27 protein-coding genes and 2 riboswitches are annotated in these 26,965 nt (G+C 44.5%); of the genes, 6 read left to right on the top strand and 21 right to left on the bottom strand.

Annotated features, from left to right (window positions below):
* Nucleotides 1-52: 52 nt before the first annotated feature.
* From P8596_RS06120 to P8596_RS06100, 5 genes are all read right to left on the bottom strand, one after another.
* Nucleotides 53-2,161, bottom strand: a complete 2,109-nt coding sequence (locus P8596_RS06120; RefSeq protein ID WP_279726337.1) for an amylo-alpha-1,6-glucosidase — start codon at nt 2,159-2,161, stop codon at nt 53-55.
* A 143-nt stretch (nt 2,162-2,304) separates the two neighbouring features.
* Nucleotides 2,305-3,321: a LacI family DNA-binding transcriptional regulator gene (locus P8596_RS06115; protein WP_279726336.1), complete on the bottom strand. Its 1,017-nt coding sequence runs from the start codon at nt 3,319-3,321 to the stop codon at nt 2,305-2,307.
* Between the two features lie 187 nt (nt 3,322-3,508).
* Nucleotides 3,509-4,375: an AraC family transcriptional regulator gene (locus tag P8596_RS06110; RefSeq protein ID WP_279726335.1), complete on the bottom strand. Its 867-nt coding sequence runs from the start codon at nt 4,373-4,375 to the stop codon at nt 3,509-3,511.
* Between the two features lie 115 nt (nt 4,376-4,490).
* Nucleotides 4,491-5,936, bottom strand: coding sequence for a DEAD/DEAH box helicase (locus P8596_RS06105; RefSeq protein WP_279726334.1), 1,446 nt, complete (start codon nt 5,934-5,936; stop codon nt 4,491-4,493).
* A gap of 410 nt (nt 5,937-6,346) precedes the next feature.
* The gene (locus P8596_RS06100) at nt 6,347-6,547 is read right to left on the bottom strand and encodes a cold-shock protein (RefSeq protein ID WP_034762315.1); all 201 of its coding nucleotides are present in this window, start codon (nt 6,545-6,547) and stop codon (nt 6,347-6,349) included.
* A gap of 244 nt (nt 6,548-6,791) precedes the next feature.
* Between P8596_RS06100 and P8596_RS06095 the strand changes: the two genes are divergently transcribed.
* Nucleotides 6,792-7,004, top strand: a complete 213-nt coding sequence (locus tag P8596_RS06095) for a hypothetical protein (protein WP_224520780.1) — start codon at nt 6,792-6,794, stop codon at nt 7,002-7,004.
* Nucleotides 7,005-7,082: 78 nt separating this feature from the next.
* Here the strand turns inward: P8596_RS06095 and P8596_RS06090 are convergent, their stop codons facing one another.
* The 3 genes from P8596_RS06090 to P8596_RS06080 all read right to left on the bottom strand — a co-directional run bounded on the left by P8596_RS06090 (nt 7,083) and on the right by P8596_RS06080 (nt 8,586).
* Nucleotides 7,083-7,283 carry a cold-shock protein gene (locus P8596_RS06090; RefSeq protein WP_034762311.1) on the bottom strand — a complete coding sequence of 67 codons (201 nt, stop codon included), beginning with the start codon at nt 7,281-7,283 and terminating at the stop codon, nt 7,083-7,085.
* A gap of 297 nt (nt 7,284-7,580) precedes the next feature.
* Nucleotides 7,581-7,727 carry a DUF3934 family protein gene (locus tag P8596_RS06085; protein ID WP_082386265.1) on the bottom strand — a complete coding sequence of 49 codons (147 nt, stop codon included), beginning with the start codon at nt 7,725-7,727 and terminating at the stop codon, nt 7,581-7,583.
* An 85-nt stretch (nt 7,728-7,812) separates the two neighbouring features.
* Nucleotides 7,813-8,586 (bottom strand): MerR family transcriptional regulator, encoded by a 774-nt coding sequence (locus P8596_RS06080; RefSeq protein WP_224520781.1) that lies wholly within the window; start codon nt 8,584-8,586, stop codon nt 7,813-7,815.
* A 154-nt stretch (nt 8,587-8,740) separates the two neighbouring features.
* Between P8596_RS06080 and rluF the strand changes: the two genes are divergently transcribed.
* The 3 genes from rluF to P8596_RS06065 all read left to right on the top strand — a co-directional run bounded on the left by rluF (nt 8,741) and on the right by P8596_RS06065 (nt 11,253).
* Complete coding sequence (rluF, locus tag P8596_RS06075) at nt 8,741-9,448, top strand: 23S rRNA pseudouridine(2604) synthase RluF (protein ID WP_224520782.1); 708 nt, start codon at nt 8,741-8,743, stop codon at nt 9,446-9,448.
* Between the two features lie 171 nt (nt 9,449-9,619).
* Entirely contained in the window at nt 9,620-10,237 is a 618-nt protein-coding gene (locus P8596_RS06070) for a DUF47 domain-containing protein (RefSeq protein ID WP_224520783.1), read from the top strand.
* A 14-nt stretch (nt 10,238-10,251) separates the two neighbouring features.
* Nucleotides 10,252-11,253: an inorganic phosphate transporter gene (locus tag P8596_RS06065; protein WP_224520784.1), complete on the top strand. Its 1,002-nt coding sequence runs from the start codon at nt 10,252-10,254 to the stop codon at nt 11,251-11,253.
* Nucleotides 11,254-11,294: 41 nt separating this feature from the next.
* Here P8596_RS06065 and P8596_RS06060 read toward each other — a convergent pair whose 3' ends face one another.
* The 6 genes from P8596_RS06060 to P8596_RS06035 form a co-directional block, all read right to left on the bottom strand.
* On the bottom strand, nt 11,295-11,672 hold the full coding sequence (locus P8596_RS06060; RefSeq protein ID WP_318020740.1) for a DUF2500 domain-containing protein: 378 nt from the start codon (nt 11,670-11,672) through the stop codon (nt 11,295-11,297).
* Nucleotides 11,673-11,796: 124 nt separating this feature from the next.
* Nucleotides 11,797-12,270, bottom strand: a complete 474-nt coding sequence (locus P8596_RS06055; protein WP_224520785.1) for a response regulator — start codon at nt 12,268-12,270, stop codon at nt 11,797-11,799.
* Nucleotides 12,271-12,346: 76 nt separating this feature from the next.
* Entirely contained in the window at nt 12,347-13,378 is a 1,032-nt protein-coding gene (gene desA / locus P8596_RS06050) for a Delta(5) desaturase DesA (RefSeq protein ID WP_224520786.1), read from the bottom strand.
* A 266-nt stretch (nt 13,379-13,644) separates the two neighbouring features.
* Nucleotides 13,645-14,619 carry a TRM11 family SAM-dependent methyltransferase gene (locus P8596_RS06045; protein ID WP_318020743.1) on the bottom strand — a complete coding sequence of 325 codons (975 nt, stop codon included), beginning with the start codon at nt 14,617-14,619 and terminating at the stop codon, nt 13,645-13,647.
* Nucleotides 14,620-14,670: 51 nt separating this feature from the next.
* On the bottom strand, nt 14,671-15,456 hold the full coding sequence (locus P8596_RS06040; RefSeq protein WP_224520787.1) for an SDR family oxidoreductase: 786 nt from the start codon (nt 15,454-15,456) through the stop codon (nt 14,671-14,673).
* 108 nt (nt 15,457-15,564) lie between these two features.
* The gene (locus P8596_RS06035) at nt 15,565-16,428 is read right to left on the bottom strand and encodes a 5'-methylthioadenosine/S-adenosylhomocysteine nucleosidase (protein ID WP_224520788.1); all 864 of its coding nucleotides are present in this window, start codon (nt 16,426-16,428) and stop codon (nt 15,565-15,567) included.
* Nucleotides 16,429-16,563: 135 nt separating this feature from the next.
* A riboswitch (purine riboswitch) is annotated at nt 16,564-16,667 on the bottom strand.
* Between the two features lie 176 nt (nt 16,668-16,843).
* Here P8596_RS06035 and P8596_RS06030 point away from each other — a divergent pair.
* On the top strand, nt 16,844-17,743 hold the full coding sequence (locus P8596_RS06030) for a Gfo/Idh/MocA family protein (protein WP_224520789.1): 900 nt from the start codon (nt 16,844-16,846) through the stop codon (nt 17,741-17,743).
* A gap of 153 nt (nt 17,744-17,896) precedes the next feature.
* On the opposite strand, the gene mmuM is transcribed toward P8596_RS06030, so the two are convergent.
* Both mmuM and mmuP read right to left on the bottom strand, forming a co-directional pair.
* Nucleotides 17,897-18,844: a homocysteine S-methyltransferase gene (gene mmuM / locus P8596_RS06025; protein ID WP_224520790.1), complete on the bottom strand. Its 948-nt coding sequence runs from the start codon at nt 18,842-18,844 to the stop codon at nt 17,897-17,899.
* A complete protein-coding gene (mmuP, locus tag P8596_RS06020; RefSeq protein WP_279726333.1) occupies nt 18,813-20,225 on the bottom strand; it encodes an S-methylmethionine permease in 1,413 nt (470 codons plus the stop codon). Before mmuP ends, mmuM begins: the two co-directional genes overlap by 32 nt.
* Before the next feature lie 92 nt (nt 20,226-20,317).
* Nucleotides 20,318-20,424: riboswitch (SAM riboswitch) on the bottom strand.
* 137 nt (nt 20,425-20,561) lie between these two features.
* Here mmuP and nei point away from each other — a divergent pair.
* Entirely contained in the window at nt 20,562-21,386 is an 825-nt protein-coding gene (gene nei, locus P8596_RS06015; protein ID WP_279726332.1) for an endonuclease VIII, read from the top strand.
* Between the two features lie 70 nt (nt 21,387-21,456).
* Here the strand turns inward: nei and P8596_RS06010 are convergent, their stop codons facing one another.
* The 5 genes from P8596_RS06010 to P8596_RS05990 form a co-directional block, all read right to left on the bottom strand.
* Nucleotides 21,457-23,673, bottom strand: a complete 2,217-nt coding sequence (locus P8596_RS06010) for an ABC transporter permease (protein ID WP_224520793.1) — start codon at nt 23,671-23,673, stop codon at nt 21,457-21,459.
* Complete coding sequence (locus P8596_RS06005; protein WP_279726331.1) at nt 23,673-24,374, bottom strand: ABC transporter ATP-binding protein; 702 nt, start codon at nt 24,372-24,374, stop codon at nt 23,673-23,675. The genes P8596_RS06010 and P8596_RS06005 overlap by 1 nt, the downstream gene beginning before the upstream one ends.
* Before the next feature lie 2 nt (nt 24,375-24,376).
* Nucleotides 24,377-25,006: a TetR/AcrR family transcriptional regulator gene (locus P8596_RS06000; protein WP_279726329.1), complete on the bottom strand. Its 630-nt coding sequence runs from the start codon at nt 25,004-25,006 to the stop codon at nt 24,377-24,379.
* 145 nt (nt 25,007-25,151) lie between these two features.
* Nucleotides 25,152-25,724 carry a cysteine hydrolase family protein gene (locus P8596_RS05995; protein WP_279726328.1) on the bottom strand — a complete coding sequence of 191 codons (573 nt, stop codon included), beginning with the start codon at nt 25,722-25,724 and terminating at the stop codon, nt 25,152-25,154.
* A 183-nt stretch (nt 25,725-25,907) separates the two neighbouring features.
* Nucleotides 25,908-26,942, bottom strand: a complete 1,035-nt coding sequence (locus tag P8596_RS05990; RefSeq protein WP_279726327.1) for a zinc-binding dehydrogenase — start codon at nt 26,940-26,942, stop codon at nt 25,908-25,910.
* Nucleotides 26,943-26,965 lie beyond the last annotated feature (23 nt).

The following is a 26,965-nucleotide window of genomic DNA, read 5'->3' as shown; positions in this document are numbered from 1 at the left end:
TCCAACCCCTTTATTGATTTATGAAAAATAGGAAGCTTATTCCCAGGTGTACCTAAACTGTTTGTTTTTCTTTAACAATGTCATAGCCGGTTGAGTTTTCCATAATCGTGGTCTCTACTTTGTCCCCATTTCGCACCACGGAGAGAGAAAGCACTCCCTCACCAATCGCTATATTTTGAACCGTTAAGGTATTCATCTCATTGAGTAAAATCGGATGTAAATGAATCTCTTTTTGAAGGCTGTTCGGGAAAAGCCCCAATAAAGATTGAACAAACACAAGAGGTGTCCCCGCTGCCCATGCTTGCGGAGAACATGCGACAGGATACTTTACTGCCTTTCCGATCGTTGACTCGTATCCACAGAATAATTCGGGAAGTCGGTCGTATTCGAAATGATGGGACGCCTCAATCAGCCCACTCATGACCTTCTTGGCTTCAGCCGTTAATCCCAGCTTGCTTAATCCGAGCAAAGTCATACTATTATCATGAGGCCAGACACTTCCATCATGGTAGCTCATCGGGTTATAGCCAGCTTCCCCTTTCCCCATCGTACGGATTCCGTAACCGGAGAACATGCTGTCACCTGTTAATGTTTGACTGACTTTTTCAGCGCGATCACCTGTCATTATCTCGGAAAACAACACATGACCTGGATTCGATGTAATCGTACCTACCTTTTCTTTCTTTCGATCAAGAGCAATGGCGTAGAATTCAAGGTCATCTATCCAAAACTCCTGTTCAAATCGCTCTTGGAGGTTTTTCGCTTCTGCCTTTAATCTGGACGCTGTATCATGGTCCTCAAGAGCTTCATAAATGGCCGCCAATCCCCGTTTTGCCTGGTACACATAGCCTTGGACCTCTACCAACGCGATCGGCGTATCCGCGTAGTCCCCGTTTCGGTGGACGATGGAATCCCCGGAATCCTTCCAGCCCTGATTGGCAATTCCTTTGGAAGATTCCTGGTGATACTCAAGGAAAAGATCTCCATCACGATCTCCATATTGATCGATCCACTTCAAAGCGCTCTTTACGTTGTCTGAGAGCTTTCGGAATGTGCCGACATCCCCTGTCCATTTCACATACTCCGTTAGAAGGACGAGGAATAACGGTGTGGCATCAATCGTCCCGTAATAAGGCGTGAATGGGATCTGATTCGTATTCGCAAGCTCTCCGTAGCGAATTTCATGCATGATCTTCCCTGGTTGTTCGTCTCTCCAGGGATCCACCTTCGTTCCTTGTTCGCTCGCCATCGTGAACAGGGTGCCTTTTGCAACCTGTGGTTGGAAGGCAATCATTTGCAGTGCCGCAATAAGACTATCGCGGCCAAATGGTACCCCGAACCAAGGCAGACCCGCTACAGGGAACTTTCCATATCCAGTGTCATTCAATAATACTCTAAGATCGGATAACCCTCTATCCACCAGACGCTGAAGCGGTTGGTAATCGGTTTCTACCCTAGTTAACCCAGCGGACCATTCTTTATATGAAACTCTTAATCTTTGAAGAGCCTCTTCGACAGGTAATAAGTCATCTCTCATTTTTCCATTTTCCAGGGGCACGATCATCAATGTAATAGATCGCTCTTCCTCATGCTGAAGCTCCATCTGAAATGTGACCTCTCCAGTTTCATTCACATTTTTCGCCTCTGCATCCCAGTGGATGTTGGTCGCGCGGTTGAGACCGTCTGCTCCTTCATATTGGAAGATGAGGGATTGATCTTCCACTTTCTGTCCCGTTCTTTTTCCTACCTTTCCCGTTTGGAAGCCGCGTACGATAAACATATCGTTAAAGTCCACATCGACTTCTATACTCAACTCAAACGAGACCGGCTTTGGGAAATAGTTTTTAGTTTTGATCGTTTCATATAACACATCATCATAAATAAAGCGCTTACGTTCGATCTCGACGGATTCTCGCCAAAGAATGAGGTTGCCCTCCTCTTCCTGATGGGGATTTGTCGATAGAATCGTAGACATATAGTTTTCGGACCCATCCGAATGTAGTAGAATCGGTTTTTGATGATTGATTTTCACATTTAACTTGCTTAAATACCTGGTATCATTCTTGTATAAGCCCAGTCCGTAACTATGCTCTGAAGTGATATCTCCCTGTTCATCTGTAAGAAGAAATAAGTTGTTTTCTTTAATCACTCTGTAATTCATATTGATTCCTCCTCCTTTTAAAAAGTGTTTTCATCTTATCCGAAACGTTTTGGGAACAGGTTAAAAAAATATAGCCATTTTATCCAAAACGTTTCGGATTTCCTCCTGAATAATAGCTGGTCCGTGAAATGACACACCAACTTTTATTCAATAATGAAATTCGTACTTTCCCTCTCGATCAACTTCGTTTCCAACACCACTCGATGGGTTTCCGACTGATTCGTTAACAAATCCCATAATAATTTAGCAGCTTCATAACCCAATTGAAATTTATTTTGTTGGATGGTCGTAAGCTTAGGGCTCACATATGAAGCAAGGAGGATATCATCATATCCAACAATCGAAAGATCTTCCGGGATTTTAATACCCAACCCTTTCGCAGCACTCATTGCCCCGATGGCCATTAAATCACTGGAGCAAAAAATGGCTGTAATTTCTGGGTTTGAGGAAAGCAATCCTTGGGCAGCTGCCCTTCCACTTTCTTCTGTAAAAGCACCGTTTACGATGTAGTCCGGTTTACTTTCAATGTGTGCTTGATGCAAGGCGGCATGATAACCTTCCAGTCGCTGCTGACTGACAAACGCAAACTCGTGCCCATTGATCATCCCGATATTCCTGTGGCCCTGGTCGATTAAATGCCGGACCGCTTTTTCAGCCCCTAAGACATTATCTGTCGTCACATGACTTACATTTGAAGACTCAAGGGGGATATCGATCAATACACAGGGAATATCACTTTCCACCACTTCATGTAGATAAGGATCATCGGTTCTGATCCCCTGGATGATCACTCCATCCACTCTTCGTTCCCTGCAAAGCTGAGTGTAGGTCTTTTCTCGTTGCTTCGATGAATTCGTATTAAATAATACAAGGTCGTAATCAGAACCTGACACAAAATCATTAATGCCCGCAAGAACTTCCACGATAAAATTATCCTTCACACTTTCCTTCGTGAATCCGGAAACGAGTAATCCAATCGTTTTCGATTTCTTCATCACCAGACTCCGTGCAATGGAATTCGGGCTGTAATTCAATTCTTTTGCCACTTGGGCAATCTTCTTCCTCGTATCTTCATTGACATCCGAGTATCCATTCAACGCCCTTGAAACCGTCGTAACGGACACCCCAGCTACTCTTGCAATATCTTTAATCGTAGTCACTTGCACATCTCCCAAAACGTTTCGGATTTCCTTTATCTGAATAATACAACAGGTTGAAAACGATTACAATATTATTTTTCTATAACGTTGGTTGGGGACACGTAAGATTCCGGCTATATCCGGAGAAGGCTTTCGGAAACCCGACCAATAAAAAACAGCGAATCCAAATGAATTCGCTGCCTCTTCCTCATCTTTTCCTAACCGGTATCCATATTTCACTTCTAAACGCTTCAGACGTAACATCTTTACTTTCATTCCACAATATCTCCGGTCCTTCTGCTTGTTCATAGCTTGAAGTTGGAAACCATTCAGAATAGATTCTCCCCCATACCTGCTGCAGAGTATCCGGAAATGGGCCGACCGCTTCAAAAACTGCCCAAGTTAGACGAGGGACATCAAGTTTCGATAATCCGTCGGTACATTCCTCTGTTGTCGCTGCCCCAATATAATGATCAAGCTCACCCTTCTCTTCCATCCTGCCCTCGGAAAAGTTGACAGATGCACTAATCAATCCTTGTGGTTCAACATTAGATAGGCTCTTTAACCTCTTGATCATGTCTTCATCCAAGCTCTGCCACATGCCTGCAATGTCAGGATTCACCCCATTAAACAAGATGGGTACTCGTTTCATGATTCCTACAATGGAGAACGGTTCTTTCTCTACGATTCGATAATTCATTTCATTGCCTCCTTTAATAGATAACTGGAAGGTCATCGGTGGAAATGATTTGATGGAATGGCCCTTTGCTTGTGACGGAGTGATCCCGTGCATTTTTTGAAAGACCCTTGTAAAGGAATCGGGTGATGCGTAGCCATATTTTAAGGCTATATCAATCACCTTTACATTTCCGTTTTGCAGTTCAAGTGCCGCCATGGTCAAACGACGTCGTCGGATATATTCCGACAGTGAAATCCCGGCAAGGAATGAAAACATCCGTTTAAAGTGATATTCCGAGCAATAGGCACGCCTGGCCACTTTCTCATAATCGATTTCTCCCGTCAGGTTTTCTTCAATATAGTGTAAAGCGTCATTCATCGTCTTCAATGTATCCATTTCCATGACCTCCTTCTTCATAAGAATAGCAAGAATGAAAGCAATCGACCCGACATATCGTGCCCCATGTTGCAGGATGTAAAAAAGACCTCCTCACAGGAGAAGGCCACTACATTTAGTTCCTTGCTTCATGTACCTTAAGCATCTTCCCTTTTACCGTCGTTTTCTTCATGGCTTGCAAAACCAACGGCCCTTTCCCGTTGAGGATCTCCACATACGACAGGTTTTCCTGAATCGTGATGATGCCGATGTCTTCAGCTGTCACGCCATCGATTTTCGCAATCGTTCCGACAAAATCGACTGCCCTGATTTTCTTTTTCTTCCCGCCATTGAAATAGAGCTTCATGATATCTCTATTCAGCTGCTGACTTTTGTCCATTTTAAAATCGGGTTCCTCAGAAAGCTTCCGTTCAAACTCTTGTTTCGTCCTATCCACAGCTTCCCGCGTAGGTGCCGTAAGCTTAGGGATCTTAAATCCGATATACCCCTCAATTTCATCAAGGAATTTCTCTTCATAAGGTGTGCAGAACGTAATTGCTTTACCTGTCTGTCCTGCTCTCCCCGTTCTCCCGGTACGGTGGACATAGCTTTCTTTCTCCATGGGCATATCATAATTAATCACGTGGGTGATGTTCTCTATATCGATCCCCCGCGCAGCCACATCCGTTGCCACCAGGTATCGGAAATCTCCCCTCTTGAAATCGTCCATGACTTCAAATCTGGCTTCCTGGATCATGCCGCCATGGATTTTATCCACAGGATAACCTGACCGGTCCAGCTCTTCACATAATGTGTCCACATTTTCCTTCGTCCGGCAAAAGATGATGCAGCTATCCGGGTTTTCTACGGTTGTCACGTTTTTCAGAAGGGACAGCTTTTCCTCTTCCCTCACTTCAAAAACGGAATGCTCGATTTTATCCGTCGTGATTCCCGTTGCCTTGATTTCAATATGAACAGGTTGCTTCATATATTTGTGACAGAGTGCTTCGACATCCTCTGGTAATGTCGCAGAGAATGTCAGCGTCACACGATCAGATGGCAACTCCTGAATGATCGCTTCTACTTGATCGATAAAGCCCATGTTGAGCATTTCATCGGCTTCATCAATGACAAGGTACGTCAATTTATCCAGTGGAAAGGTACCTTTTTCAATATGGTCGAGGACACGGCCCGGTGTACCGACGACGATATGATTTTTCTGCTTCAACTCAAGTTTTTGGCGATGGAAAGGGGATTTCCCGTATACGGCTGCCGCTTTAATCCGCTTATATCTCCCAATATTCGTAATATCTTCTTTGACCTGAACCGCAAGCTCCCGTGTCGGGGTCAAAATAAGCGCCTGAGGTTTATTTTCCTCCCACTCCACCATCTCGCATAGGGGAATCCCGAAAGAAGCCGTCTTTCCGCTCCCCGTTTGAGAACGGACAACAAGATCTTTTTTCTCTAAAGCAAGTGGGAGTACCTTGGATTGTACGTCTGTAGGAGCTTCATATCCTAAACCGGACAGCGCCCTGACAATCTCTCCACTGAGCTTATAATCCTTAAACTGTTTGATTGACATATCATAACCTCATTTAGTTTTTCTTATTTTCATAGGAAAGTACACATTCTATTCACAAAATCACGTCCACATAAATTCTTTTCAAATTTATTTAGGCAATCCCCCAATAGTGTGTTATGCTTTACCTAACCATTTTTAACTTGTAACATGTTGTCTCCGGGACCGACGAACGCTGTCGGTCCCTTTTTATATCTAAAGCGCAGGCGGCTCGTTCAGAGGCGACAAGCATAAGATGAATAGGCTGGGAAGGCGCTCTTTGCCTTCCTGGCCTATTTAGCTTATGACCTCGAGCCTCGAGCCGCCGTAGCTGGAAGAACCCTAAAGCGCAGGCGGCCCCAGACCAATCCAAAACGTCTCATCACCAATAAAAAAAGGACCCTCCTGAGAGAGTCCTTTTTTCTTAAAAGCTATTACGCTTTAACAACGTTAGTCGCTTGAAGTCCACGTTGACCTTGCTCAGTGTCAAATGTAACTTTTTGACCTTCGTCTAAAGATTTAAATCCTTCGCCTTGGATAGCTGAGAAATGTACGAATACATCTTCTCCACCTTCGATTTCGATGAAACCGAAACCTTTTTCTGCGTTAAACCATTTTACTGTACCTTCTTGCATGTGTGTATCCTCCTGTGTGGATATTGAATCCACGTTTTATTACTATCGTTGCTCAAGTTAGATATCAAAGGCGAAAAGTTTAAAACTTATTCTTTCCTTACAGACCGAACAAAAATAATTCTTACTAAGACTAACAGATAATCTGATAAAAAGCAAATCCATCCGAAAATTCACTCCCACTCTCTCTACTTAAAGGAATATACCGTTCCTTTGTCGAAAGTAAAGATATAAAGGGGATGGCCGAATGAATAAAAGTACATTACTAAAAAAGCTGAATCAAACAAGTCGCGGAAACTTTTTCACGATCGAACTTCCTGTGCAATCCAGGGAAGAAGCGGAAACCATCAAAAATGTGGCAGCTGAATTAGAAAGAGAAGGAAAGATCAAAATCAGGGAATGTGAGTTGAAGGAAACGTTCATCTACATTCAGGGAATAATAAAATACGCATTGACGTAACTAAAATGGTGCCTAATTGCAGGCACTTTTTTTTGCAAAAAAAAGGACCCTCAGAGAGAGTCCTTCTTTTTAAAGCAATTAGATTTTGTTAACGTTAGTCGCTTGAAGTCCGCGTTGACCTTGCTCAGTTTCGAATGAAACTTTTTGACCTTCGTCTAAAGATTTAAATCCTTCGCCTTGGATAGCTGAGAAATGTACGAATACATCTTCTCCACCTTCGATTTCAATGAAACCGAAACCTTTTTCTGCGTTAAACCATTTTACTGTACCTTCTTGCATGTGTGTATCCTCCTGTGTGGACATTGTATCCACAATTTATTACTATTATTGCTCAATTAGATATCAAAGGCGAAAAGTTTAAATACTTTCATTCCTTACAGACCGAACAAAAATAATTCTTTCTTAGAATAACAGGAAATCGTAAAAATAGCAAATTCTTTTTACATTTTTAAAAAATGCTTTAGGGAAAGTCGTGTTTCACCACTCTCATTAAATATAGAAAGAAGATGATATTTCCCTGTTTTTTCCTACCTCCAGAAAAAAAGCCCATTCCCAAAAGGAAATGGACGTGCATTCTTAGTCTTCCTGCTTGTTTCCGTGTTTTACACCTTTACTCGTATAAGGCTTATTGCTCTTTTTCTTATTGGCGCCTGCCTGCCACCGGTTCCAGCCTTTTTTGCCGGTGCCCTGGCCTGTTCCGCTCTTTTTCTTAGGTTTACTCATTTTTTCACTCCGTTATGATCAGGTTCGTTCTTTCAAGTTCGTCCCCATATCATAACATGGATTAGTCGGTCAGGGTACTTCTTGTTTATTCCACTTCTTTTTTCTGCCCGGTATAAATGTGGATCGCATCCCTCAGGAATTCGGCCACTCCCTCTTGTTCCCCATCATAATAGGCCTTGAATCGTTCATCTTCCACGTACATCTGGGAGAGTCCTGCATGGGCTTCCTTGCTGTAGTGACCCCAATAGAAGGAAATCCACTGTCTGTGAAGATCAGCCGCTTTCTGTGCCATTTCACTTCCAGGATCACCGTCTTGAAATGCTTCTCCCAGCATTTTTTTGATTTCCTGCTCGAGTCCTGTGACCTTTTCATACTCTTCCTCTGACAAGTTCATGACTTTCGCGTTGGATTCATCCACACTCTTGTCACCATATTTCCCCCTCACTTCTTTCCCATACTTTTTCTCATTCTCTTCCACCATTTTTTCTTTGAATCCATTAAATTTTTCTTTATCCGACATGGTCATTCTCCCTTCTTTTACACCTAGTGTTTTATCGACATTCGCAATCAGTTGATCAAGCTGAGCGCGTCTGTTCAGTAATATTTTCCGGTGTTCCCGTAATGCAAGTGTTGCGTCAAAGGCGGGATCATCGAGAATATCCTTGATTTCATCCAGTCCAACACCTAATTCTTTGTAAAAGAGGATCTGCTGCAGGCGGTCGACTTCCTCCTGCCCGTAAATCCTGTATCCTGACGAATTGATCCTGGCCGGCTTCAGAAGCTCAATTTCATCATAATATCGGATAGTCCTTGTGCTCACCCCAGCGATCTCCCCCAATTTTTTGACGGTATATTCCATGATGTCACCTCCTGACATTTCTTACTTTACAGGTTGACGCAGCGTGAATGTAAAGGGATTTCTTCCAAAAAGGGCGAATGTGGATTTCCTTGAAAATAACGTGCCAGTCCGATATTCTTAGTATAATCACTTTGAGTATAAGGTTGTGTTGAATATGCGAATTAATAAATATATCAGTGAAGCTGGGAAGGCGTCGAGACGCGGTGCCGACAAGTTGATCACGGAAGGCAGGGTCACGATCAATGGACGTGTGGCGAAGATCGGTGACCAGGTGAACCCAGGTGACGATGTGTTGGTGAGCGGAGCACCTGTAAGGGTCGCCCGGAATAATGTATACATCGCTCTGAATAAGCCTGTTGGAATAACGAGTACAACAGAAAAAGGGGTCAAGGGGAATATCGTGGATCTCGTTAATCATCCCCTGCGAATATTCAATATCGGCCGCCTGGACAAGGACTCCGATGGACTGATTCTCCTGACGAACGACGGGGATATCGTCAATGAAATCCTCCGTGCGGAAAATCAGCATGAGAAAGAATATATTGTCACGGTTGACCGCCCGATTTCAGAAGACTTCCTCAAGCAGATGTCAGAGGGCGTCAAGATTCTTGGAACGAAAACACTGCCATGTAAAGTGGAGCAGATTTCGAAATATGTATTTCAGATCACCCTCACCCAAGGGTTGAACCGACAGATCCGCCGCATGTGTGAAGCTCTTGGATATGAGGTATACCGATTGCAGCGTACACGGATCATGAATATTCAATTGGGAAATCTTCCTGTCGGACAGTGGCGGGATCTTTCAAAAAAGGAAAAGACGCGATTGTTTCAGGATTTAAATTACGAACCAAAAGAATGGTAAATAACAGATAGGACCGGACCCTTGACTGCTTGACAGTCGGGTTACCGGCCTTTTTTTTATCTTTTCAGGCTCCAGGAAACGAATGGATTTACTCTTCTTATTTTCGACAATATACGCTATTATTAAATGGTTTAGAAATTCTAACTAGATTTTTTGGAGGTTTGAGAACATATGGTTTTCAAGAAAAAGGATAAATTCGCTATTCTTCTTAGTCAAATAGCTGGTAATTTGAAAGAGAGTGCGCATTATTTTGCTGATTATAAACTGAATAATGTGAGCGACCTAAAAGAATTTTCCGGTCAGATGAAGGAATATGAAACAAAAGGGGATTCTTTTGTGCATGAAGTCATTTTGGACTTGAACAAAGTGTTCATCACACCGATTGAACGGGAAGATATCCTGGCGCTGGCTATGAGTATGGATGATGTACTGGATGGGCTCGAGCATACATCCGCTATGTTTGAAATGTATTCCATCACTCTGGCAGACGAATATATGCTGAAGTTTGTCGAAGCGATCCGTCAATGTTCCGATGAGATTGAATCGGCTGTCGAACTGTTATCCACGAAGAAATGGATCCAGATCAGAGAGCATGCCATCAAAATCAAAGATTTAGAATCAAAATGTGATGGGATTCTCCGTCAATCCATCAAGCATCTCTTCCATACAGAAAAAGATCCCATTCGTATTATTCAATATAAGGAGATCTATGAAGAGCTTGAGGAAATCGCAGACTATTGTCAAAATGTGGCCAACACGTTTGAAACCATTATTATGAAGAATGCTTAAGGAGTCTTGCAGGAATGGATACAATCTTAATTTTAACCATACTTATTGTTGTGGGGGCCCTTGCATTTGATTTCATCAACGGGTTCCATGATACGGCCAATGCCATCGCGACGGCTGTGTCGACAAAGGCACTGAAGCCGAGGCATGCCATCATCCTGGCAGCCGTCATGAATTTCGCGGGAGCACTTGCTTTTACAGGAGTCGCCAAAACGATCACCAAGGACATCGTCGACCCCTTTTCCCTGGAGAACGGGACGATTGTCATCCTGGCAGCGCTCCTTGCCGCGATCACGTGGAATTTAGTGACGTGGTATTACGGGATACCGAGCAGTTCCTCCCATGCATTGATCGGTGCGATTGCAGGGGCGGCCATTGCGGCGGCTGGTGTCTCAGCGCTGAATTACAAAGGGTTCATTAAAATCATCCAGGCGTTGATTTTTTCACCGATTTTAGCTTTTGTCATTGGCTTCATCATCTATAGCATATTCAAGGTCGTTTTCAAAAATAGGAACCTGGCGAAAACGAACCGGAATTTCCGTTCGATCCAGATTGCGACAGCGGCACTTCAATCGTTCACCCATGGTACGAATGATGCGCAAAAGGCGATGGGGATCATCACGATGGCTTTGATCGTGAACAATTATCAAACCTCCGATGATATCCAGACGTGGGTTCAGGTTTCCTGTGCCACAGCCATGGGTCTCGGGACTTCGATCGGCGGATGGAAGATCATCAAAACCGTTGGCGGAAAGATTATGAAGATCCGACCGGTGAATGGTGTGGCAGCAGACTTGACGGGAGCAGCTGTTATTTTTGGGGCTACGGCGATTCACTTACCTGTCAGTACGACACATGTCATTTCTTCTTCGATCCTTGGTGTGGGTTCTGCTCACAGACTGAAGGGTGTGAAATGGGGAACGGCTCAAAGAATGTTGATCACATGGGTCATCACATTGCCCATTTCGGCAAGTCTTGCCGCCATCTTCTTTTATATCCTGAATCTATTTTTCCAATAAAAAGGAAGTCAGAAGGGAGGTTCCTCCCCTTTGACTTCCTTTTATCGTTGCGCTTTTAGATGACTACGCTCGAAACCAAGGTAACGCGTGCCCTGGAAGGACAATTCCCCCTCATCCCCTTCGACAAGCATCCCATAATCTGAATCTTTCACTTTTAATTCCATCCTGTCTCCGCTTTCCACTTCGAAGGTGATGTAATAATGGCTATATGCCCTGCTTTCTCCTCCGCCTTTCACAGCCGTCCGTTTCCCTAGCACCTTAGCCCATACATTTAAGACAGGAGATTGATTATTCTGACTCCACTGTGTCACTCCTTTTACGGCAGAAAACAATATGAACGAAATCACGATCACAAAGATGATCCCAATGAAGATCGGGACCGCTTGAAACATAAAGTCTCCTCCACCATACATACTCATTTCCCCCTCCTGCTCTTTTTCTACATTTTAACATTTTCATACGTATATGAGTGGGGGATTCTGATGATGACAAAATAAAAAAAGCCAGCCCCCACTTTGATGGTGTGAGGTGCTGACGAGTCATTCACCCTGTCGGATGCTTCATCTTGTCCATGATCATCGTGAAATAGTTCTTCTTCACCGGTCCTAGTGCACGGGGGATTTCGTATAATGCAGGTTCTTTTTTCTCCAAGAGTTTTGATGAGTATACCTGCGTCCCCTCCATCAAACGGCGGATGGAAGAGGTCAATTCTTCACTCGGGGTATCCTTCAATAAGTAGCCGTCTGCACCCGCGTCCTGTACCTTTTCGAGATATCCATCTCTAGGGAATGTGGCGAGGACCAGCAGTCGACATTCCGGCACTTCCAGAGGTCCGTCCCTCAAGAGATGTTCGATGTCGAGGATAAGGAGGTCTGGTTGCATGCAGCGGATGAGTTCCAGGGCATGCTCCCTGTCCTCCGCCTTTCCCACTACTTCCATGTCTTCTTCAAGGCCCAGCAGTGCGCCGATTGTTCCTAACACCCATTCTTTATCCTCTGCTATCACGATGCGAATCATCTGTGTCCTCTCCTTTTAGTACCGTATCAAGTAAAGACTCCCCTTATATGGATGTCATAAGGAGAGTCGGCCGTGTTTATAATTCAGGTTTTGCTTCTGTAGAAATGCGCGCGCTTGATTTTGCTGAAGATTTGATGCCTCTAAAGCTTACAAACGTCTTATTTTCTTCGTCCCATAGTTTAAAGCGAAGGGATTTCAGGCTTGTTGCCAGAGAAATCGTCGGTACATTCTGTAATGGAACCGTGTTTTCGTGAGCTTCTTCCAGCTTATAATTCGGCACTCTTGGACTTAAGTGGTGGACATGGTGATATCCGATGTTCCCGGTCAGGAACTGCATGATTTTCGGGAGCTTATAGAATGAGCTCCCCTCAACAGCTGCCAGGACATACTGCCACTCTTTGTCTTCTTCAAAATACGAATCTTCAAAGGTATGCTGTACATAGAACAACCAGATCCCGATTGATCCTGAGATCATGAAGATCGAACCTTGAACGAGTAAGAATTCCTGCCATCCAAGCGTGACAGAGAGTAGTGCGATGAGTGCGACGATGATCACATTGACTAAATACGTGTTATTTCGCTCTTTCTTACGTGCATTTTTGCGATTAAATCGATTTTTCAAAAGGAACACATAAATCGGTCCTAATACGAACATGACGAGCGGATTGCGGTAAAACCGATACGCTAAACGAGTTTTCAAAGGTGCTGCTACATATTCATCGATTGTAAGGGTCCAGATGTCACCGGTTCCCCGTTTATCCAAATTTCCGCTTGTCGCATGATGCACGGCATGATCGTGTCCCCACTGATCGAACGGGAACAGAGTCAGGACACCCATGGCCGTTCCGACTGCCCGGTTGGCTTTACGGCTTTTAAAGAAAGAGAAATGGGTGCAATCATGAAAGATGATGAAGATCCTGGTCAAGAATCCGGCGGCAATCACGATTGGAACGAGTGCGAGCCAGTATGATACCGACAGACTTTGATACGCAAGGAACCATAATAGAAAGAACGGTCCAAGCGTGTTGATCATCTGCCATACACTTTCTTTCGTTGTAGACTTTTCATAAGGAGCAACTTCTTTTTTCAACGTTTTTATATTTGTCATGTCATTATTCCCTTCGTTTAAGGCGTTGGATTCATTATAGGATAAGGGGGATCATCGTGTTAGTAGTAGGTGTCATATGCTGGGCATGACAAATGTCATAAGGGAGAAAATGTCATGCGTTTACATTACCTGAAACCCTTGATAATACTGACTTCCTCTCACTCATCGTAACGTTCAATTTACCTTTATTATTTTTGAGAAAAAGAAATATATTCTTGTTTTGGTGAGAAAGTGTCATAAAAAAAGAGCGTGGTCTCCCACACTCTTTACGCGCATACTAGTATCTGTCTGACAAATCTTCCTTTACTTACTTCACAACGGTCGACAATATCGAAGCCCGCTTTTTCAACGTTTCTATCCACATCTTCCAGCGTCACGATCACGACCTTTTCAGCGAATCGCCTCGCACTCTTGAGCATTTCCAGTTGTTCATCATCCGTTATGACGGAGCAGAGATTATAAGGTAGATCAATGACAGCGACATCGTAGCTGCCGGTTACATCATTGATGTCTCTTAATGACACTTCCCCTTCCAATCCAAAATGAGCGATATTCTCCCTTACTCCGTCAAGGATCAACGGATTGCGATCACTGCCTACAATGTCGATACCCATGGACAGGGCTTCTACCAGGACTGTCCCGATTCCACAGCATGGATCGATCATCTTGATGCCTTCGGTTTCCGGCGCCGCAATGTTCACGACGGCTCTTGCCACACGGGTACTCAGTGCAGTGGAATAGCTGTGAGGCTTTTTTACATGATGAAGCCATATCGCTTCATTTTTCATATAAGCTCCAAACACCCAGCGTTCACCGGTGTTGATGACACCGTACCAAATATGGGGATCGACAAGTTCCGCTTCGCCTTTCAGATGCATGCCGATTTCCTTCTCGATCCTCCGTAGTTTCTTAAAGCCGACTCTGTCCCCATCAGGATTTTGTACAAACACGACCTTGAATCCATCCACTGCGTCTAATCGCTCTATGTGATGAAGTAATTCTTCCCATTCAGCACCTTCGCATATGATCTCCAGTCTCTCCCGGATGAAAGGGCTTCTGCTTGGATCGACCTTCACAGTACTTTCAAGAATACTAGATTCAGAAGCCTCTCCGAACAGGCTGCGTCTTTCCAACGCATATAAGGACTCTTCGTTCGGCTCCCATGAAAACGTATATAAATAGTGTTTCGTTTCTATTGTAATCAACTCCGTGTGAGGTTTTGCATTTCTCCATTGTATCACAAAAAAGGAAGGGACCCCTTCACAGGGTCTCCTCCCTCCTTATTGACGGAATCAGATTTCCATTTCCCAGCGCTCTGCTTGTGTCTGTTTCAACTGTTTTTCCGTTTCTTCCGGATAAACAGTACGGAATTTGTGGTTTTCAGCAGGGATGATTTCAATCATCTTTTGAATCATATCTTCAGGATCGAACTGATCTTCCAGCCCTTTCTGCTGTTCCAGAATATCTTCTTTGCGGGTGAAGTTCTTCTCGTCATCGAACCATTTCCAGATTTCTTCCCCGCTCCGCTTATTGAATCCGGTTTCGAAGGCACCTGGATTGATGGTTGCGACCTTCACTCCAAATTCTTCAAGCTCGGACTTCAAGGTTTGGGCAATCCCTTCAATCGCATGTTTCGTTGCCGTATACGGACCGACATAAGGTGTTGCTGAAATCCCGGCCATGGAACTCATGAACACGATTTTCCCACTGCCTTTCCTCACAAGCTTTTTGGCGGCCAACTGAACCGTTTCCAAGGTGGCGAACACGTTCACTTCAAAGAGGGCACGAAAACGATCTATCGGCACTTCCCCGAGTGGTCCTCCTTCATTGATGGCTGCATTGGCTACGAAGACATCGAACTCATACTTCGATATTTGCTCGCGGTCCCTTGCATTCGTTATATCAAGCTTAAATACCTCCATATCCAATCCTTGTTCATCCGCTTCCCTCATGAGGTCGGTCTTTTGCGAGGTTAGTTCTGTCGTCGCAATGACCCGGTGGCCCTTCTTCGCAAGACCAAGAGACGCTCCCTTCGCGAGACCGCTTCCCGCGCCAGTAATGAAAATTGTTTTACCCATTCTGTTTCCTCCTTGGCAATCTAGTATGGTATGTTCTTCCCTTTAACAGAATCAGTAAAACTTCATCAATATAAAAGGGACCGACTACGGTCGGTCCCTCATGATGAATTACTCCATCTCTTTAATATATTCTTTCACCACTTCATACACATACCCCTGGTTTGCAGCTGCTGTGTCGGGATTGTAAGCTCCGCCGTTCGTTTTGTTATTAGAGAGCACACGGATTCCAAGGAAAGGCACATCGTATGCCCCGGCGATTTGTGCCGCCGCTGCTCCTTCCATTTCCTCTACGGATGTACCGTATTTGTCATGGAACCATTGGATGCGGTCGACTTCGTTATTCCACACGTCAGCAGAACCAATTGTGCCTTCGACGACCTTGCCTTTTTTATATGTGTCCTTTACGGCGTTAGCAGCCGCAAGCAGTGTCTTGTCTCCATCGTAATAACGGATTTTTTCTGCATTCGGGTCTTCCCCGGCACTTCCTTCAGACGCCATCAGGTCCATCGGCTTCCAGGCAGTGGGTTCGATTCCTTCTTCATCTGCCATGCTCCCTGTTTTTAACGAACCGAGATTGACGGTTCTTTCACCGAGTACGATATCAAACACGTTCAATGCAGGATCATGACCGCCTGATGTCCCTTGGTTGATGATGGCGACTGGATCGTATTTTTCAATGGCGACAGCCGTGGCTGCTGCTGTATTTTCCATTCCTTTACCCGTCTTTGCGACGATGACCGGGTAATCGTCCAATGTTCCTTTATAAAAAACGAATGAGCCGGATGTTTCTTCCTTTACATTCTTAAGTTTTCCAGCGAATTTTTCAGCCTCAATGGGCATCGGCCCCTGAATCAGGATCGGCTGCTCTTCCTTTTTTTCTTTCGCTTCCGTTTGTTTCGTTGAGCTGCACCCCGTAAATAAGGATAAACCTAGTACAGATACTGCTGCGAGTGATGCGATTTTCTTTTTCATGTGAATCTCTCCCTTTTCTTGGTGATTGGATCCCGCTGATTTTGGTCAAAAGAAAAAGACCTGTCATGGTAGAGTGAATCTACGTTCCAGATCTCAGAAGTCAAAGTAAAAGCATAAACGGCAAAGAAACCGTAAAAACCGAATACTTCAACCCGTAGTCCGGTTCTTATAATGGGAACCGGGTAGAAACGCTCAGACCATATTACTGAGGATATACGAGTAACGATATGTAATGGTGGTACGGTGTAACTATAACAAACCCTCTTCGTTTAATCAACCAAAATACGAATTTTATTTTAATTAATTTCGTTATCGTTCGTGTTTAAAGGAAAGTTTCTCTGGCAGTTTGAAAGCGTTACATTTGAAATCCTATTGTAGAATACTATAATAAAAGAAAAATGAAGAGGTGAAGACGATGAAAATCGGTCTAATCGGATTAGGGGATATCGCGAAGAAAGCCTATCTTCCTGTCCTATCTGAAAAAGAAGGCATTGAATTGGTCCTTTGCACCAGAAATGCAGAGACGCTACATGCACTTGGAGATAAATATCGAGTGGAGAAAAGGGTTCAGACGGTTGAAGAACTGATCGCTGCAAACATCGAAGTTGCCTTCGTCAGTACTGCCACTGAAGCCCACTACGAAATATCGGAGAAGCTCCTTGAGAACGGCATTCATGTATACATAGACAAACCGATTTCCCTGACCTTCGGGGAAACGGAGCGAATCGTTCAACTTGCAAAAGAGAACGGCAAGATTGCCATGGTTGGATTCAACCGACGCTTCATCCCCAAGGTAAAGGAGCTGAAAGAGCACGGAAAACCGAGCTTCTTGTTGATGCAGAAAAATAGGTTTGCTGCACCGGACGAGCCAAGAAGATTTGTTGTCGAAGATTTCATTCATGTAGTAGACACTCTCCGCTTCCTGATGGATTCAACTGTAAAAGATGTAAAGGTTCAGCCATTTAAAAAAGGAGATCTCCTTCACCATCTCGTCATACAGCTCATCGGTGAAGACTGTACGGCAGTCGGCATCATGAATCGTGACGGAGGCGTGACGGAAGAAATCATCGAATACTCTGCAGGCCATCACAAATATGTCGTCAACAGCCTTGTTGAAACGACACATTATCATAACAAAGAAATGAGTGTTTCCTCCTTTGGGGATTGGGAACCCACGCTGTATAAACGGGGATTCTATGATTTGGTCGATCACTTCCTCGAATGTGTGGAAAAAGGGCAGGAACCGGACCCTTCCATCGAGGATTCTTTGATCACCCATGAGATTTGTGAAAGAATTGTGGGAATGGTCGACTAATTGAACGAAGGGGAGCCTTGCCATAGTGGGAGGGGCACGTAACCCACCCCCTATATCTCGCCAAAGAGAGGTTTTCTATTCAATAATAGTAGCCATAATCATGCAAAGGCCCAAGTGGTTCACCACTTGGGCCTTTGCATGTAAGCATATGGATTACCTCCACCTCTTCACCAACGCTTCAATATCCCCCGGATGTGTACGGCAGCAACCACCAATGATACGGGCTCCCCCTTCATACAAAACTACTGAATCCTCATCAAACTCACAACACTCCTCCCCATTCCACGTTTTAGTCTCAGCATCGTACGTTTCACCTGAGTTCGGGTACACGATGATTGGTTTGTTAGTGTGTCTGTTTAGTACGCTCATCGCAAGCTTAGCCGCGGGAATCGGTGTACAATTCACACCAATCGCAGCGATTTGTTCATGATCTTTGAACACCCTCGCGCACTCTTCAATCCCCGTGCCATCACTTATCGTCTCTCCATCCTTTAATGAAAAAGACAGCCATGCCCAGGTTTCCGGAAATTCTTTTAAAATCGAAGCGAGTACTTTTGCTTCCTGCAAGGACGGGATGGTTTCGAATGCCAGCACATCAGCACCCGCCTCCACTAATGCCCTGATTCTCGGATAATGGAAATCCGCTAAAAGTTGATCACTTACTCCATAATCCCCTACGTATTCAGAGCCGTCAGCAAGGTATGCCCCATAAGGTCCTACAGAACCGGCGACGATTGGTTTCGGACGATCCCAATTCACCTTCTTTTCCTTCCAAAAGTCATCTCGAGCCTGTCTGGCAAGATAAACTGTCTTCTTGATCAATTCCAGCGCTTCAGGTTTCTCTATTCCACGCTTCAGAAAACCTTCCACCGTTGCCTGATAGCTCGCTGTAATCACACAATCGGCTCCCGCACGGAAATAATCAGCATGAACCTTCTCAATTGCTTCCGGTTTTTCAAGGAGTACACGGGCTGACCAAAGGGGATCATTTAAATCAAAACCATGGGATTCCAGCTCTGTGGCTAATGCTCCATCCAAAATCATCAGGGAATGTGTTTGTAAAATCTCCTCAATGGGATTCAACTTCAGTTGATTCGACATGACCTGTACCTCTTTTCTTCACGTATTGTGTTAGATAATAGCTTCCATAGCAAAGGGCGATAAACGGGATCCCGCAATAAAGGGCAATCCTCTGAGTGGGATCAAAGGCAATACCGATGCAGGAAGCGAGACAAAGCATAAATGATGCAACGGGAACCAGTGGATAGAGCGGTGTCCGATAGGCCAGGTCTTTTACATCGTTTCCTTCCCTTATGTACTGTCTACGAAATAGAAATTGGGCAGCACTGATGCTCATCCACACAATCACGACCGCAAGACCTGAGACCGAAACCAATACGATGTAGACCGTCCCCGGTGCAATGATGCTTGAAAGCAAGGCAAGTCCCCCTCCAAGCATGCTACATACAATCGCATTAAGAGGGATCCCCCTATCAGTCAATTTGGCAAAAATCGGGGAGATCGTTTGCTTATCAGCCAGAGACCATAGCATTCTGGAGGAAGCATACAGACCTGAGTTTGCCGCTGATAAGATAGCCGTGATAATGACAAAATTCATGATATCTGCGGCAAAAGGAATTCCAATCCGTCCAAGCACTGCGACAAAAGGGCTTTCCAATACACCGGCTGACTGGCTCGGTAATAATGCAGCTAGTACGACAATCGTCCCTACATAAAAGAGGATCAACCTTACAAGCGTAGTGCGGATGGCTTTTGGAATCGATTTGGATGGATTCTCTGTTTCTCCAGCCGCTACCCCGATCAGTTCTGTTCCAGAAAAAGCAAAATTTACGGCAAGCATGGTCATCAAGATGGCAAATGCCCCGTTCGGAAATAACCCTGAATCGGTGATATTCGAGAAAAATGGAACGGGCTCTGAATGACCAAGGGGGATGAACCCGAAGATCGCCCCTGCCCCAATCACAATAAACCCCACAATCGCAATTACTTTCACTAAAGAAAACCAAAATTCAGATTCAGCAAAAAAACGCACCGACAATGCATTAAGGAAAAAAATCAACGCAGCGAAGACCGAGCTCCAAATCCATACACTAATTGAAGGGAACCAGCGCTGCATCATCAAGCCGGCCGCCGTGAACTCCGACCCCAATGCCACCGTCCATGTCAGCCAATATAACCAGCCCACTGTATAACCGGTCCCCGGACCAATGAATTTTGCAGCATAACTATGAAAGGATCCGGTCTCCGGCATATGGACAGATAGCTCGCCTAAACACAGCATCACGAGATACACCACCAGCGCACCGATTAAATATGCAAGGATGGTCCCAAATGGACCAGCCTGATGAATGGTATAACCCGAACTCAAGAAAAGCCCGGTTCCGATCACCCCTCCAAGACTCAGCATCACTAAATGCCGTGTCTTCATCTTTCTTTTGAAACTCTGTCCTGCGTTTTCCATACAAACACCCTTTCTTCTAAGTTAATTGAGGAATGAGTGAACAAACAAAAAACGCACCCTGAACGAGTGCGTCACCGACAAATAAAAGATTGCGCCTATCTATCAGGGTTTGAATCACCCGCTGGAATTAGCACAGTATCTTCGCAGACCTGTTGCTGAGGCTTCAAAGGGCCAGTCCCTCCACCTCTCTGGATAAGAAAATATTTTGATTTTTTAAAACTTTATCAATATATCGGAATAATGTCAATACCCTGAAACGGATGAATAGCCCAGCCCATCCAATGGTTACATTGAGGAATAAAAAGGGAACAACTAAGTAAAAAAGGAGAAACCGCCATGCCAGAAGGTCCAGAAATCAGAAGAACTGCCGATAACGTTGAGCGTGCTCTTATAAATAAAACAGTGGAAGATGTTTATTTTGCTTTCCCTCATTTAGAAGACTACGAAGATCTGCTGAAGGGGTCTATCGTAAGAAGAGTCGATACGAAAGGAAAAGCCATGCTCATCCGCTTTGATAATGGATACACCATCTACTCCCACAATCAACTTTACGGAAAATGGTATATCAGAAACACCTACAATTATCCTAAAACAAATCGTCAGCTCCGATTAGCCCTACATAACGAGAAAAAATCCGCCCTTCTCTATAGTGCATCGGATATCGAGGTTCTCAGGGACGAAGAGGTGCCATCTCACCCATTCATCTCAAAAGTCGGTCCAGACCTTTTAAGTGAAGAACTATCCGTAGATGAGCTGGTCGGGCGGATGAAAGATAAAAGATTCCGAAACCGAAAATGGTCGATTTTATTGCTTGATCAAGGCTTTGTCGCCGGAATCGGTAATTATTTGCGATCTGAAGTTATGTTTGTTGCCGGCATACACCCTTCCCTAAGGCCTGTAGACTGTACGGAAGATCAATTAAACAAAGCTGCCCATGCCATCATGGATTTAGTAAAGCAATCGTATGAAACGGGGGGGATCACTAACGATCCCGTCCTTGCACAGAAACTGAAAGCCAAAGGTGTGAAGCGATCCCGCTATCGTCACTGGGTCTTTAACCGTGAAGGGGAATCTTGCTTCATCTGTGGAAGCGAAATCGAGAAGACGGTGGCCTCTTCAAGAAGGCTTTACCATTGTCCGGTTTGTCAGGGAATCGTATGATCGATAAAAGGGTCCGTGGCAATCTTAATGCCACGGACCCTTTTATCCGCTTAACGTCAAACCACAGTTTCTATTCCGTACTCCGGTTAATCGCTTCTTTCATTGAAATCCCTTTTAATTTCCGACGATTCAGCCACAGGGAAACATAATACGATAGGATCATGATGATGAAACTGATAATGACACTCATCCAATCCAGCCTGACGGGAATCGTCACATTCATTTCTGAAGTGATGGAATTCATAAAGGCTGAAATCGAGAATATCGTCACGGGAATGCCTATCGCATACCCAAGGATGATAAACCAAATGTTATAGCCGATCATCATGTTCATAATCGACTTCTCCCGGTAGCCGATGACTTTCATGAGTGAAATTTTGAATGAATTTTCCTCGATTAATAATGAAATCAATATATAGATGATGATGACCGCAATGATGGCAGCAACAAGGGCAATCGCTACCACACCATAGTTCAACGGCTTGATCATTTCCTTGAAACCGTCAATCGTATCGGATGACTTTGTCATCGAGACAATCTGATCTTCCGGTAAGTGGAGTTCCTTGTTTGAATAAATTTCCATATAACTTCCCGAAGGATAATCATTTAATCGGTTGAATTCATCGAGTGGCATATAGATCATATTTCCAAGATAGGATTCAGCGATGTGATCAATGGTGAGAGTAAAGGATTTGTCCGTCAATTCATTTGTCACATGAATTGAATCCCCCTCTTGAATCCCCAATTTATCTGAAAGTGATTTATTCATGATCACTGAATCGAATGTCAGCCTTTCTCCGCTTCCGTCCTGCAATCGAATGGCTGTATTGTCCGGCTTCAGGCCAGTGATCATGACGCTCTCCTCATCTGTCGTAAATGGTGCCACGGATCCCACCTGTCCCGATTCCGGCTCTATGGTCTGTGGAGCATTGAATAGATAGCTATACTCATAGTCATATACTTGCTGAAAATGATCGGTCACCAGGTACTCCATCGAATTCTTGGTGACGAATCCGAACAACAATAATAATGTCGCAAACATCACACCTATGATTAAAAACAGTGCCCTGGGAAGGTTTCTCATGATTTCCCTGATCACGAATTTCCGGTGGAACGGCAGCTTCCTCATTTTAAACAACCGCTCGAGCCTGCTTACTTTGACCTTTCGTTCCCCACCTTTTATCAAACTCACCGGCGGGATCTTCAAGACACGGTGAACCAAGTAATAGGTAAACGGGATGAACAGCACAAGTGGCAGAAACATACTCACAAGTAAATAACCCACATGCAGTTTCACATCCAGTACAGGCAGATTATAATATGCCGCGAAAGTGGAAAGCAATGGATGCAGGAATATCCAGCCAAGGAACGTACCGACCACACTTCCTGTTGTGGCAAGAATTCCTGCATAAGAAAGATAATGACGGATAATTTCCCTTTTCCTGTAGCCGAGGGCATACAATGTACCGATCTGTACATATTCCTTCTTCATTAAGCGCCACAATAATATTAGAATGATCACCATACTAATGAATAAAATACCTATCGGAAGAAATTGTCCCATCTTTTTGACACCGGCAATATCCCCTTTGATGAAGGAAATGCGGTTATTATCTTTTTTATCCGTCCATTTAATGATCTGATTCGTTTGATTGATCCTCTTCTTCAGTTCTTCCGGAGAAGCATCCAGTAGACGGATACTATAGTAAATCCGGTGATTTTCCCACTTTGATAAAACAGATGGTTTCACGACGGCGACACCGAATGCATCCGGATTTTTCAGGAAACCCGATTCATCCTTTAATGGATAGATGTAATCCGGAATCGCCATATAGCCTGCAACCTGGAACGTTTCCCCTCCCAGTTCAACCTCATTTCCAATCGCCACACCATGGGCTTTGGCGAAACCTTTATCCACTAATATATCACGGTCCGAAGACAGTTTTTCCCCCTCCACTATAGTAGGAAGATTGAGGTCATCCGTCTCATCCAACAACCTGAGAGTCGAATCTTTACTAAATGGAAGATCGATTGCCATCCTTTGCTCGATTTCCGCGCCACTTTCCTTTTCCAATTCTTCGATTTCATTCAAAGGCTGTTGTGTCATGAACTGCGCATCTTCTACTTTATTCTCGTTAAAAAATATCTGTAGATTATCAATGAGATTTGCTCCGGCTGCTGTGAATGCGTAAAATACGATGGAGCTGATGGCAATCAGACACCACGCTGAAAAGAACTGCGCCTTTTTTTCCATTATGGTCCGAAAAAGCTTTTTCCGAAGAGGCATCACCACTCAACCCCTTCAGCGGAGGTCTGATGTTCATTGACAAAGTCGGATTCTACCTTTCCATCTTTCAGTGTGATGACCCGGTTCGCCATGCTTTTGATTGCCTGGTTATGGGTGATGATAAGGACTGTCGTGTTAAATTCTTTATTCACTTTCTCGATCAACTGCAGAATTTCTTTCGATGTGACTGAATCCAATGCTCCAGTCGGTTCGTCACATAATAATAGTTTCGGAGCCTTCACGACGGCACGGGCGATTGACACCCGTTGTTGCTGCCCTCCGCTTAATTCACGGGGAAAGCGATCCTCCATCCCCGACAATCCAACAGCATGGATCACCTCCGGAATTGACATTGCCTCCCGGCTGATATTCGCCGTCAATTCGATATTTTCATAGACCGTTAAATTCGGGATCAGATTATACATTTGAAAGACAAAGCCAACGTCTTCCCTTCTATAATCCACAAGCTCTCGGTCACTCAATCGGCCGATATCTTTCTTATTGACCACAATGCTCCCGGAATCAATTGCGTCAATGCCTCCAATGGCATTCAACAATGTGGACTTCCCGGAACCCGAGGGACCGAGCATGACGACAATCTCACCCTCCTCCACCTCTACATGAATATCCGTCAGCGCCTGAAAGGTGGTTTGACCGCTTTGATAGGTTTTATGAACTCCATTGATGCTCAAGATGCTCATGTTCATCCCTTCTTTCCCGGTTTCATTTTTCCTTCTAATAGAAATTGGATGTGCCTCGCCAACTGCTCCTTGTATGCTTCGTGATCCATTTCTTCGTTATACATATAGAACATCGTATCGGACATGGCTGCACTATAGATGGCATAAGCCGCTTCTTCAGGATCGATCTTAACGGCAAAGCAATCTGAATGGCTTTCGATCAAATTCATTACCCAATTCATCATCTCTTCATCAATGCCGAATAACCCTTGTCTCAACCGGATGCTCTCTTCCACTTCTCCCGTCATCACGTGAAACAGCTCGCGCCAAAATGCTTTCGGATAATGCTGAAAAAATGCTGCAAATCCCTGCATGGCCCCAACCACACTTTCTACCAGATCGCCACTCTCTTCTGAGGAAAACGGATCTTGAAGCGCTTCTTTCATCCCCTCCGCTTCTTCAGTGAAAATCCGCAATAGCAAAGACCCCTTAGAAGGAAAATAATTATAGATGGTACCGGTCCCCACTCCTGCATCCTTCGCTATTTCAACCATGGAAGCCGTTTCGAATCCCTTTTGAGAAAAAATGTTCTTTGCTGATTCCATGATGTTCAGCTGGGTTTGCCGTTTTTTATCTTCACGTAATCCTGCCATGATCAATGCTCCTTTGGTTATAAAATATGAACGCGTTCATTTATGAATACATTCATATTTTAACTGGAAGAATATTGATTGTCAAACCGTGCTTGTCTCAGAAATAATAAAGCCCACTTCATCAAATGAAATGGGCTCGTACTTCTTACATACCATATTCCTTCCGATACTCATCATGCTTTGGCTGGAACAGTTCCTCACTGGATGGTCTCACATCCGAGAAATGATCCACATTGTAATGCCCTCTTAAAGCAAGATTATGATGGGCGATGATTTGCTCGGCCTTCAACGCTTGGGAGTCCTTGGTGGAATGGCCGTCTGCCACCAGTGTGACATCGAATCCGCTGACCGTCGCATAACGGACAGCCGTGTCGATGCAGTACTCGGTCTGACAGCCCGCAATCACGAGATGCTCTACCTCTTTTTCTTTTAAAAAGGAGAGTAACGGCGTCCCGTAAAACGAATTGGTGGCAAGCTTATCAAATACCTCTGCATGATCTGGAATCTCAAGATCCCGATGCACCTGGAACCCTTCGCCGGTTCCGCCTGCGACGTCTTTATCCCTGATGAAGACGATGTGGGCGTCCGCTTCATTCGCCTTGGCGACCACTATGTTGATGGTGTCGATCAGTTTTTCTTTTTGAAAGACCTCCTGTTCCTTTTCGTTGCCTTCCACTAGTTCCTGTTGTACATCAATGACAAGTAATGCCTGCTTCACATATAAAACCCCTTTACGATTTTAGTCCTCTTTTAAATGGATGTCGTTCGGTAGTCTTTTTCATCATGAACCGCCCCCTTTAAAGTCTATATATGTATAGTTCGGCTTAACCCTCGTTCAATCCTTTAACAAAGCAAAAAAAGCCCGGAATCACATAGGACTCCGAGCTTTATCGCATGTATGTCATGGAAGTAGGACGATCTTGCCAATCTTTCCTGATTGTTTAAAATAGGTTTGTGCTTCACCCGCTTGTTCCAGTGGAAACGTCCGATCAATGACCGGCTTGATTTTCCCTTCTGAGATCGCACCAAGCATCCGTTTGAACTCTTCTCTTGTCCCTAAGACCGAACCATAGAACGTGATATGTTTTAAATAAAGGGTTCTGAAATCGAGTTGAGTTTTCTGACCACCGGCGGAACCGGATATGCAGAACTTGCCGCCTTTTTTCAAGACTTCAAGGGATGTTTCAAACAGTGCATCCCCTACTACATCCAACATGGAATCGACAGGACCTCCATTTACTTCAACGATTTCCTCGGCAAGGTTCGCCGATTTATAGGACAAGACGTGTGTGGCCCCGAGTTCTTTCATCTTCTCTTCTAAAGCCAAATCACCCACTATGGCAATGACCTTAGATCCGAATACTTTGGAGGCAATTTGAACATTCAATGATCCCACACCGCCATTGGCACCGGTGACGACGATCGTTTCCGAAGGCTGAGCCTGGATCTGTTCCACCATATGCCATGCAGTCAAACCGCTGACGGAAAACACGGCACTTTCTACATACATGGAGAGAGGCATGTCATAACATAGTTCTGCAGGCCATACGACGTATTCTGCATAACCTCCGTCATATTCGGAACCGATGAATGACATATCGTCTGAAATATGTTCGCTACCTTCCGTGCCGCTTGAAGTGAATGGGAAAAGGACAACAGATTTCCCCACCAGGGTTTCAGAAACATCTGCCCCCACTTCTACGATTTCACCAGTGATATCCGAACCGGGAACCCTTGGAAACTGAACCCCTTCAGGCCTCCACCCAGACTTCTCTTCCGTTCCATATGCGCCTTCTCTCATCCAGATTTCAGTATTGTTAATGGCACACGCCTTTACTTTGACAAGAACTTCCCCCTTTTGAGGGACGGGAACCGGAATCTCAGAGACTTCGAGCTTGTTGACATCTCCATATCCTGTAACTTGAACGGCCTTCATGTGCGTTCCACCTTTCCATTTTT

The sequence above is a fragment of the Rossellomorea sp. DA94 genome (assembly GCF_029834455.1).
Lineage (GTDB): Bacteria > Bacillota > Bacilli > Bacillales > Bacillaceae_B > Rossellomorea > Rossellomorea vietnamensis.
Note: the sequence above shows the minus strand (reverse complement) of the source record. Positions and strands in the feature narration are given on the sequence as shown.

Excerpts from the sequence above, each read along its gene's own strand:
- mmuP (WP_279726333.1), bottom strand. The coding sequence starts at position 20,225 with ATGGAAAACGCAGGACAGAGTTTCAAAAGAAAGATGAAGACACGGCAT.
- P8596_RS06085 (WP_082386265.1), bottom strand. The coding sequence starts at position 7,727 with ATGAGTAAACCTAAGAAAAAGAGCGGAACAGGCCAGGGCACCGGCAAA.
- P8596_RS06000 (WP_279726329.1), bottom strand. The coding sequence starts at position 25,006 with ATGGCAGGATTACGTGAAGATAAAAAACGGCAAACCCAGCTGAACATC.
- P8596_RS06030 (WP_224520789.1), top strand. The coding sequence starts at position 16,844 with ATGAAAATCGGTCTAATCGGATTAGGGGATATCGCGAAGAAAGCCTAT.
- P8596_RS06040 (WP_224520787.1), bottom strand. The coding sequence starts at position 15,456 with ATGGGTAAAACAATTTTCATTACTGGCGCGGGAAGCGGTCTCGCGAAG.
- P8596_RS06095 (WP_224520780.1), top strand. The coding sequence starts at position 6,792 with ATGAATAAAAGTACATTACTAAAAAAGCTGAATCAAACAAGTCGCGGA.
- P8596_RS06060 (WP_318020740.1), bottom strand. The coding sequence starts at position 11,672 with ATGAGTATGTATGGTGGAGGAGACTTTATGTTTCAAGCGGTCCCGATC.
- P8596_RS06120 (WP_279726337.1), bottom strand. The coding sequence starts at position 2,161 with ATGAATTACAGAGTGATTAAAGAAAACAACTTATTTCTTCTTACAGAT.
- P8596_RS06105 (WP_279726334.1), bottom strand. The coding sequence starts at position 5,936 with ATGTCAATCAAACAGTTTAAGGATTATAAGCTCAGTGGAGAGATTGTC.
- desA (WP_224520786.1), bottom strand. The coding sequence starts at position 13,378 with ATGACAAATATAAAAACGTTGAAAAAAGAAGTTGCTCCTTATGAAAAG.
- P8596_RS06080 (WP_224520781.1), bottom strand. The coding sequence starts at position 8,586 with ATGGAATATACCGTCAAAAAATTGGGGGAGATCGCTGGGGTGAGCACA.
- nei (WP_279726332.1), top strand. The coding sequence starts at position 20,562 with ATGCCAGAAGGTCCAGAAATCAGAAGAACTGCCGATAACGTTGAGCGT.
- P8596_RS06110 (WP_279726335.1), bottom strand. The coding sequence starts at position 4,375 with ATGGATACATTGAAGACGATGAATGACGCTTTACACTATATTGAAGAA.
- P8596_RS06090 (WP_034762311.1), bottom strand. The coding sequence starts at position 7,283 with ATGCAAGAAGGTACAGTAAAATGGTTTAACGCAGAAAAAGGTTTCGGT.
- P8596_RS06100 (WP_034762315.1), bottom strand. The coding sequence starts at position 6,547 with ATGCAAGAAGGTACAGTAAAATGGTTTAACGCAGAAAAAGGTTTCGGT.
- P8596_RS06070 (WP_224520783.1), top strand. The coding sequence starts at position 9,620 with ATGGTTTTCAAGAAAAAGGATAAATTCGCTATTCTTCTTAGTCAAATA.
- rluF (WP_224520782.1), top strand. The coding sequence starts at position 8,741 with ATGCGAATTAATAAATATATCAGTGAAGCTGGGAAGGCGTCGAGACGC.
- mmuM (WP_224520790.1), bottom strand. The coding sequence starts at position 18,844 with ATGTCGAATCAACTGAAGTTGAATCCCATTGAGGAGATTTTACAAACA.
- P8596_RS06035 (WP_224520788.1), bottom strand. The coding sequence starts at position 16,428 with ATGAAAAAGAAAATCGCATCACTCGCAGCAGTATCTGTACTAGGTTTA.
- P8596_RS05990 (WP_279726327.1), bottom strand. The coding sequence starts at position 26,942 with ATGAAGGCCGTTCAAGTTACAGGATATGGAGATGTCAACAAGCTCGAA.
- P8596_RS06065 (WP_224520784.1), top strand. The coding sequence starts at position 10,252 with ATGGATACAATCTTAATTTTAACCATACTTATTGTTGTGGGGGCCCTT.
- P8596_RS06005 (WP_279726331.1), bottom strand. The coding sequence starts at position 24,374 with ATGAGCATCTTGAGCATCAATGGAGTTCATAAAACCTATCAAAGCGGT.
- P8596_RS06010 (WP_224520793.1), bottom strand. The coding sequence starts at position 23,673 with ATGCCTCTTCGGAAAAAGCTTTTTCGGACCATAATGGAAAAAAAGGCG.
- P8596_RS06055 (WP_224520785.1), bottom strand. The coding sequence starts at position 12,270 with ATGATTCGCATCGTGATAGCAGAGGATAAAGAATGGGTGTTAGGAACA.